Below are 8,679 nucleotides of genomic sequence, written 5' to 3' on the forward strand. Positions count from 1 at the left end.
GTTATGGACAATTTTCGTATGGAAGTTCCATCTGGTTGGCGGTTTTTAGACCCTGGTGAATATCAAGGCATGTCACCAAGCTATTGGATTGTTCGTCAGGGGCAAAATTCTTCTTCTTTTGCTGGTATGCGTGTTTTTCATATTTCTCCTGAACGTATTGGTGCCTACTATGGAACTTCAGATGCTGATGGTGACAATCTAAAAATTGATATCAAAAAATATTGCTCGAAAACTTTATTAGAAGCTAAAAAAGCAGGAACTCTTAACGTCAAAAATTTTCCTTGTCGAATTATAGATAAATTGCAAGCTTGTGGATATTCTGGTTATGAAATGCGTGAAAATAGAAGGTATTTCGCTAATTTTTGGTTTGTATGGCGTCATGATGGAATGTGGGAAATAAATATTTATAGCGACCCTGATTCAAATGAGATTCCTCAAGAGTTGCTTAAGGCTTTAGATACGATTAGATGGGAAAGACGTTAAATAAAACGTTGAATATGTTGTACGATATATTAATATTATGATAATTAGATGGTTATTTAATTGCTAAAATACGTGATCAGTAATATATAAAGTACGTATCGCATTCGAAAATCTGTTCGTTTTGAGAATATCTATCGATGATAGTTTGCATTCTGGCGGTGCCTATGGGATTCCGGTGAGAGCGCGTTGTCTGAGCAAAAATACGACTTTCACCCACGGCGAGCGGCACTCTGGACTTTACGGGCGGCGCTCTGGACTTTCCTGATCAGATGAAAGTCCACTGGAGCACTGACACGCCAAGGTTTTACTGCTGAACTCTCTCAAGTTCCAGGCTCTCAGAGCAGGGCTAATGTTTTAGATTTCGGAATCGGCTGACATGTCGACACGGGTTTGGATAGGATGGTCAGGTCGGGTCGGTTGCTTGTGGCCGGCTCGCTCGCCGATATTGAAAATCTTTAATATCTCAAGTTTCATCGGAGGGAGTGGCTATGAAGGCACGGTTGCTGGCTGTTGTATGCCTAGTGGCGTGTGCCCTGGCGGGATGTTCGGGGGACTCGGGCAAGAGTCCGTCGGGGTCGGCTGGTTCTTCGGGGAAGAGCAAAGCGGTGTTTCCGGATCGGTCGAAGTCGAAGGCGGCTTCGATGCAGTCGTCTCTCCGGAACGGAAAGCCGGTTGTCCGGGCAGAAGTCGGCAAGCAGATTCAGCCGGGCCGTTATGAAATCCGGGCTTACGGTTTGACGGGCGATGTAGACTGTGTCATTCGGCAGGTGTCGGGTAAGGTCACGGCTCGCTCCGTTCTGCATCAAACCATAGATTTACCGCAAATCCAGGCTTTACAGGGGCATTTGTTTACGGCAGATCTTGCTTCGGGGGAGATGGTGGATATTTCGGCATTCGGTAAGTCCGGATTCTCCGTCTCGTTCACCCCGGCAGCGACGAAGTTTGCCTACTCGCCGAGAGGGGCAGGCACATGGGTGGCCGGGTTGGATATCCCCACCGGTAAATTCCGCTTGACTGGTATCCGCAATTCGATTCGTGTGTGGGTTTTCGATGCTGACGGGCGGATGAAATCGTGTCAATACACGGATCCCTTGTTCGACAAGGAGGCCTTGGGCAAAATCACGCCCTTGATTCGACTCAACAAAGGCGATGTCCTCGTCTACTTCGCTTCCTCCTTCTCGGGATCCGCCGCTGGAGATGGAAGCATTATCTTGCAGTCTTCCGTTGACGCTCAAATGGAACGGGAATGGAAAGATACTGCCCCAGACAAAGCTATAGGTCAACCGATAACAATTGAAACTCGCGCTAAAAACTATGTTGTCGGCAAAGACATACCTGCTGGATATTATAGAATAGAATCAGTAACAAATGAACCAATAATCGAGTTTAATGTACACGTCAATGGTAAAGATATTGATGGGCTGGGAGTTGCCTCTTCTGCGGTACTTCAAAAAACTAACGAGCTGGACAAAATGAATATGATGACTATCCATGTGGTTGAAGGACAAAAATTTCATATTTCGTTAAAGGGAAAAGACGGTAAAAGACATAATGGCATAGATTTGATGAGCCCTTTTCGGTTTCGCTTTATTCCAATTGATAAAATCAATGTGAATGCTAAAGCTATGCCACCTGGCATATATGCGGTAGGGCGTGATATTCCGCCCGGCGTATACGAGTATGCGGGTGGAGATAAGCATCTGAAAATTTTGGAGGTGGCTTCTCCGGAGGGGCAATATATAAGCTATTCGTCGGGACTTCGGTCTAAAGAGACAAAACCTCACCGTGTGACTCTATCGAAAGGGCAAATGGTTTTCATCAGCTCGGACGGCTTGGTGAATCTACGGAAGAAGGGATAGCTGACGCCTGCCTAAGCGTGAAGAGATCGTTTCTTTGCTTCAGAGAAATCGGAGGCACTTTATTCGCTGAGCCTTTGAGCGGGAACTAAAGAGTTTTGCTGTTCGGATTCCATATTCTGAGAAGCCACTCGATAGGCAGTCACCGAATGAATGACGATTTTTAGGCGGGATACCGCGAATAGAGACTGTAAAAGGAAAATCCTGCCTGGGGAAGGCTTCCCATCGGGATCCTGCTCGTGTAGGCTGATTGCGTATCAGTCACATACACGAATAACCGATCCTGAAGAAAGGCGGGGTTTAGTATGGCTGTATTGAATATCGATTTCGCCGACTTCGAGAAATTGATCAACGAAGTCGAGGACGCGGCCGGCAGATTCAACAGCGCCTATTCCAAGTTCCAAGGCCGGTCCAACGGAACATGGAACGAAGAGGTCAACGAACTGGCCAAATTCGCCTCCCCCGAAAACCAGGCCTTTACCTACCTGGACAGGGTCTTCCAGGATGTCGAGAGCCGTTTCGAATCCTTGGTGAAGTGGCTGCGATCGGCCCTGCAACTCTTCCAGAAGACCGACGGCATCCAGGCTGAGACCTACACCCGCCTGAACGCCAAAATCGATGCGATATCCACCTACGCTCACCGCGTCAAACCCGACCACATGGCCATGAGGGTCCACCCCCGCAAGCTCATGCCTGTGCAGGCAACGACTAAGGCAATGTGAGGAGACGATCATGCCCTACCCCCACATTGTCCGCCTATCCTATATGTCGGACTATTCAGTCAGTTTAGCCGACGAAATCACCCGATGGATGGACAGCGTCGCAAGCAATCTGACCGATGTCGCCAATTGCATCACCCATGCTCGCAATTCCTTGAACATGACGGGAAAAACCGGTGATGCGATCGAAACCAGCCTCGATAGGCTCAGTAAAGCTATCCTCCAACATACCGACAATATCGGTATTTTGACCTCTGCACGGCGAACCGTCGCAGAAGGCGCACGTACAGCAGTCTCCCATGCTAATGAAGTGAAAAACGAATCAAGTAGCATAGGGCTTAGCCACGGTGGTTTAACAATAAAAAATGACACTGATAGCGGTCAGTCGTCTCCTGCTTCTGGCTCCACCTCGGATTCCTCGACGGGGCCGGACCCCGCTCAGGCCGCGAAGATGCAGGCGTTGGACGCGAAGGCGGCCAAGTACCTCGCGCAGCTGTCGGCGACCACAGACGCCGGGATCGTCAAACTTGCGGAGATCTACCCGCCTGACCACAGCAACAGTCGCGGCAGGGGCGGCGGGGGACACCATGCCCACTCCGGCACCCCGGAATCGTCGGGTGCGCCTTCAGGGACGGTGGTTCCCGCCTCGGTCTCCCCTCAGCATTCGGCCGCAGTCTGGCAGCGCGGCCCCGACGTCATGGGCCCGGTCGGCACCCCCGGCGCCAGCCACCCGATCGGCGACCATTCGCCCGGCGGAGCGGGTGTGAGCGGTCCCGGCGTGCGGCTGGAATCTGCCCAGCCTCCCGCCACGGGCCACGGCCTCACCGGCCATGGAGGGCACGGTTCGCCGCTGTTGTCCCCGGACGTCACCGACGCCCAGCTCGGCGAGCGGGCCTCCCTGGGATTCCGCAATCAGACCGCCAAACCCTCCGGGTGGACATCGCCTGTGGTTTCGGCCAGCACCCTGGCCGTCGCCGGTGCCCTGGCCCGAGGCGCCAACCTCGCCCAGGCCCGAGCCAGCCTCCGGCAAGCCGCCCAGGCAGCCCAGACCACCGCCGCCCGTGCCGGGACGAACCCCGTCGCCCGAGCGGGCGCCCCCGCCGGACGGCCGGTGACCCCGCGAGCCGGCCTGCCGGGCGGGCGGGCCACATCCGCCACCGGAGCCCGAGCGGCGTCCCCCGCCCAACGGCCTGCCCCCACCAGCAGCCGCGCCAACAAAGCCGTGGGCACCCCCGGCCGGCAGACGCCCCGCACAGGCGTCCCGCGGGCCGGCGCGCCCGCCACCGGAACGCGGACCTCAGGAGCGAAAAACGAGACGGCCCGGAAGACGGCGGCGACGAAGGCCAGAACACCGGGCGTATCCAGGCCCGGCACGGCCGAATCGAAGACTCCGACGGCCAGAACCGGCATGCCTAGACCCGGCGCCCCGGCGACCTCCCGGGCCGCAACGGCAGGCGGAACGAAAACCGGGGTACCCCGCGCGGGAACGCCCAACGGGGCCCGCACCGGCGCCGCGTCGGGCAGAAACCCCGGCAAGGCCACGGAGAGGACTCCAGGGGCAGCCGCTGGCAAGACCGCGAAAACACCCGCGAACCGGATCCCGGGCGGAGCCCTCAGGACGGCCGAAGGCACAGCGGCGAAACCAGGCACGCCCACGGGCAAGGAGACTGCCGCAACCGTGAACGGCCGCGTCGCGGAGACCGCCGGGAAGGGGACGGGTGGCGGGACGGCCCGCCAAGCCGGCCGCCAGGCCGAACGGGGCGGAGCCTCGGGCATCGCCCGCCGTCAAGTGGAAACCGGTTCGGCCATCCCGACGACGAAAGGCGCCGCCGCCCGAACCGCGGCCACACGGCCCGTCACCGCAGATCCCGCACCGGAGCCCGCCGTGGCTCCCCGCAGCGGCGGGGCGGCCACCGGCGCGGTCCAAACCCGGCTCCCAAGCCAATCCGCTCCCAGCGTCGTCCGCACCGGCGGCGGGGCCAGTGGCATCGCCCACGCCGCGCCCGTCCAACAGCCCCGGACGGAACCCGGCATCCGCATCGTCGCCGGAGTCTCCGCCCCGCGCGACCGGATACCCGCCGCCGGCCGCCCCGCCACCACCGCGGGAGTCACCGCCCCCAGGCAACGCGTGGACGCCACCGTAGCCGGAGCCCCCGGGAACAACCGAGAAGGAACGAAGGAGATCCCCGAGTAGAACGCCGTAGACAACCGAATACCTCGCCGGCTGGCGGTTTCCCGCGATCACGACGCGACCGAGGGAAACCGCCAGCCGTCTTGTCATTCCACGGCCCGTTCGAAGGATAGGAGAACTGCCTGGACCCCGCCCCGAGCCCCGGGCCCCGGAGAGGAGGGAAGAACTGGGTGGGCGAGGCTCGTCTAGGGAGAAAAAGCTGCGGTTCGCCGGGGGTGGGAGAGAGAAACCATGGTTCGCTGGGGACGCGATTCGCCAAGGGGAGGAGAAAGCGCTGAAATGCCGCTTATAGGGAAGCGCTCAAATGCCGCCTGCGTCGGCGCCGGCACGCAAGTGAGATCGATCCATTCGGTAGCGTTTCAAAGTATTTAATGTATGTGAATGAACAAGTCGCACGATATGCGGATTACCGTTGATGAAGGTGATATAAGCCACTAAGTAAAGGGACTAAGGTCCTAATAGGGGCGAGGTTCGGCGGGGCCGTTCAAGCGGAGTAATTTACGCAATAGTTCTTGTGCGAAAACCTGCTCGAAATTCGAGGAAAGAGTAGCCTAACCTGACTTTGGTGGCCCGACATCCAGGGCCGGAAGTTGGATAGAGGCTGTGATGATACTTCATGAATGTCCGCTCCGTACGCCGCTGAGGCTTACGCGAGTCGACTTACCCGAAAAGAACATGCTACGCATGCAGGAGCTCGGAGTGCGCCCCGGGACCGAGGCAGTCGTGACACAGCATGCAGGATTCGGAGGCGTCGTCATCAACATCGCAGGATCGCGAGTGGCGGTGGACCACCGTTCCGCACGCAACATCGAAGCGGAGGTCCTCTCATGAGCTGCCCCAAGTGCCAACCGTCCGAGGCTCCGGCAGGCGGCGTCGCCACGATGACCGGCCGTGAGCCGACCATCGCCCTCGTCGGCAACCCCAACGTCGGCAAGTCCACGCTCTTCAACAGGATCACCGGTGCGCGCCAGCGCGCCATCAACGCCCCGGGCACGACGGTGCAGGTGGCCACCGGCCACTGGCGCGCGGTCGGGGCGCGAGTCCTCGACCTGCCCGGAACGTACTCGCTGATCGCCACGAGCCCCGACGAGCAGGTCGTCACCGACACCGTCAGCGGGGCGCCGGGGTCCGTCACCGATCCGGACGCCGGCCTGGGCATCGACCTCATACTCGTCATCCTCGACGGAAGCTCGATGACGCGGTCCCTCTACCTCCTCGCCCAGGTCGCGCAGACCGGGCGGCCCGCCGTGGCAGTCGTCACCATGGCGGACGTCGCCGAGCAGAACGGCGAGCCCGTCAACGTCAGCGCCCTCGCCAAGAGGCTCGGCATACCGGTGATGGCCTTCGACCCGCGTTCGGGCCGAGACTCCGCCGTCCTGGAGCAGATGATCGCAACCGCCCTCGTGACCCGCCCCCGCGTCAACGGGATCGCCCCCGACCCGAACGCTCCCGGATACTCCGCCGACGCCGCCGCCGAGGCCCTCGCTAACGCGGGCCTTCCAGAGCGCGGCGAGCGCGAAGACCTCATCGGCGACGCCGGCTGCGGCTGCGGATGCGGCTGCTCCGACGGCAGCGGGAGGAAATCCGAGGGCCAGACGCCCGGCCGCGAAGAGAGCGCCGGGGGAGCCGAAGCTGCGGCGGACGGACGCGCTGCTGCGGTGGATGAGCGCGGCAGCGCGACCGGCGCCGGACGGCCTGACGGCGCTGAGAGCCGGGCCGGTGGCGCCGACGGCGTCGCATCCGGGGCGTCGGCAAGCGCATCGGACGGCCCGGACGCGGCGAGCCCGGTCGCCTCCGACGCAGGCGCGGCCGTCACGACCGTCACGGCCGCCGAATCCGAGATGGACCGCGCGGCCCTCCTCTTCAGCTGGGTGGACGGCGTCGAGGCCTCCTGCCGCGAACACCCGGCCGACCCGGCGCGGCTGTCGCGCTCGGACAAGATCGACCGCGTGCTCCTCAACCCCGTCGCGGGGGTCCTGATCTTCCTCGGCCTGCTGTGGGCGCTGTTCCACGCCGCCGGGGAGTGGGCGAAGCCTCTCCAGGACCACTTCGAGGACTTCTTCGCCAGCGAGGAGGACGGGGCGACCTCCGTCGCCAACGGCATAACCTCGCTGCTCGACAAGGCGGGCATAGGCGGCGGATGGCTCCAAGCCCTCCTGGTCAAAGGCCTGGCCGCGGGCCTCGGGGTCGTCGCCAGCTTCTTCCCGCTCATGTTCGTCATCTACATCGCCTTCTCGATCCTGGAGGACTCGGGGTACATGGCCCGCGCCGCCTTCCTCGGCGACCGGCTCATGCGGCGGATCGGCCTGGACGGGCGCGTCATCCTGCCGCTCATCATGGGATTCGGCTGCAACCTGCCCTCGCTGGCCGCGGCGCGCACCCTGCCGTCGGCGCGCCAACGCCTTGTCACCGTGCTCATCACCCCGTACACCTCGTGTGCGGCGCGGCTGACGATCTACCTCATGGTCGCCAGGATCTTCTTCGCCGGGAACGTCGGCACGATCGTCTTCCTCATGCATCTGTTCTCGATCATCATGGTCGTCAGCGGGGCGTGGGTGCTCAAGCACTTCATCACCAAGGACGAACAGTCCGCGCCGCTCATGCTCGTTCTGCCCGCCTACCAGGTGCCGCGCCTGCTGCACATGCTGAAGATGACGCTGCGCCGCTCGTGGGCGTTCGTCACCGGGGCGGGCAAGATCATCGTGGTCATGACGATCGTCGTGTGGATCATGGGCGCGATCCCCATGGGAGCGGGAGGCGAAGGGAAGAAATTCGCCGACAAAGAGCTCGCCATGGAGGATTCCCTCTACGGCAAGACCGCCCAGGTGCTCGTGCCGGTGTTCAAGCCCACCGGCTTCGGCGAATGGCACATGACCGGAGCGCTCATGACCGGCTTCGTCGCCAAGGAGACGGTGGTCTCCTCGATCGTCACCTCCTACAACCTCGACCCCGATAAGGACGCCGGCGACGCACAGGACGACGGATCGGACCTCGGCAAGCTCCCCAAGCTCGTCACCTCCTCCCTGAAGGAGTCCGCGGGGGAGGGGCGTGAGGGCCTGGCGGCCTTCGCCTTCATGGTGTTCGTCCTGACCTACACGCCGTGCCTGGCGACGGTGGCCGAGCAGACCAAGCTGATCGGAGGCAAACGGGCGACCCTGGCCGTGGGCGTCCAGCTGGCGGTCGCCTGGGCGTTGGCCGTGGCCGTGTTCCAGATCGGGAAGATCTTCGTATGAACGCCGTGAAGGCCTTCAGACGGGCTCGCGCGGCCGGCGCGCGAGCCCGCGAGGGCGGCCTGCCCGGGGGCGGTGCCGACGAGGCTGGGAGCGGCTTGCCCCGGGACGCCGGAGGCGGCCTGCCGGGAAACGGCGGGCGTGTCGACCGGGGCGGCCGACACGGCCGGCCGGGAGGCGATCGCCCCCGCGTCGAGACG

8 protein-coding genes are annotated in these 8,679 nt (G+C 61.3%); 7 read left to right on the plus strand and 1 reads right to left on the minus strand.

Annotated elements, in window-relative coordinates:
- Positions 1 to 18 precede the first annotated feature (18 nt).
- The 3 genes from HMPREF0043_RS11300 (at position 19) to HMPREF0043_RS09930 (ending at position 3,061) form a co-directional block, all read left to right on the plus strand.
- On the plus strand, positions 19 to 483 hold the full coding sequence (locus HMPREF0043_RS11300; RefSeq protein ID WP_156897593.1) for a hypothetical protein: 465 nt from the start codon (positions 19 to 21) through the stop codon (positions 481 to 483).
- Positions 484 to 1,124: 641 nt separating this feature from the next.
- Positions 1,125 to 2,342, plus strand: coding sequence for a hypothetical protein (locus HMPREF0043_RS11305; protein WP_156897594.1), 1,218 nt, complete (start codon positions 1,125 to 1,127; stop codon positions 2,340 to 2,342).
- Between the two features lie 302 nt (positions 2,343 to 2,644).
- The gene (locus tag HMPREF0043_RS09930; RefSeq protein ID WP_021602969.1) at positions 2,645 to 3,061 is read left to right on the plus strand and encodes a hypothetical protein; all 417 of its coding nucleotides are present in this window, start codon (positions 2,645 to 2,647) and stop codon (positions 3,059 to 3,061) included.
- Between the two features lie 64 nt (positions 3,062 to 3,125).
- Here the strand turns inward: HMPREF0043_RS09930 and HMPREF0043_RS11310 are convergent, their stop codons facing one another.
- The gene (locus HMPREF0043_RS11310; RefSeq protein ID WP_156897595.1) at positions 3,126 to 3,287 is read right to left on the minus strand and encodes a hypothetical protein; all 162 of its coding nucleotides are present in this window, start codon (positions 3,285 to 3,287) and stop codon (positions 3,126 to 3,128) included.
- A 222-nt stretch (positions 3,288 to 3,509) separates the two neighbouring features.
- Here HMPREF0043_RS11310 and HMPREF0043_RS10385 point away from each other — a divergent pair, with 222 nt between their 5' ends.
- The 4 genes from HMPREF0043_RS10385 to HMPREF0043_RS11820 form a co-directional block, all read left to right on the plus strand.
- On the plus strand, positions 3,510 to 5,252 hold the full coding sequence (locus tag HMPREF0043_RS10385; RefSeq protein WP_156897596.1) for a hypothetical protein: 1,743 nt from the start codon (positions 3,510 to 3,512) through the stop codon (positions 5,250 to 5,252).
- A 603-nt stretch (positions 5,253 to 5,855) separates the two neighbouring features.
- Positions 5,856 to 6,080: a FeoA family protein gene (locus HMPREF0043_RS10390; protein WP_051317535.1), complete on the plus strand. Its 225-nt coding sequence runs from the start codon at positions 5,856 to 5,858 to the stop codon at positions 6,078 to 6,080.
- On the plus strand, positions 6,077 to 8,482 hold the full coding sequence (gene feoB / locus HMPREF0043_RS09945; RefSeq protein ID WP_021602973.1) for a ferrous iron transporter B: 2,406 nt from the start codon (positions 6,077 to 6,079) through the stop codon (positions 8,480 to 8,482). Before HMPREF0043_RS10390 ends, feoB begins: the two co-directional genes overlap by 4 nt.
- Positions 8,479 to 8,679: hypothetical protein (locus HMPREF0043_RS11820; protein WP_232206130.1), on the plus strand; the 201-nt coding region annotated here is incomplete at its 3' end. The genes feoB and HMPREF0043_RS11820, both read left to right, overlap by 4 nt.

This window comes from Actinobaculum sp. oral taxon 183 str. F0552 (genome assembly GCF_000466165.1).
Classification (GTDB): domain Bacteria; phylum Actinomycetota; class Actinomycetes; order Actinomycetales; family Actinomycetaceae; genus Peptidiphaga.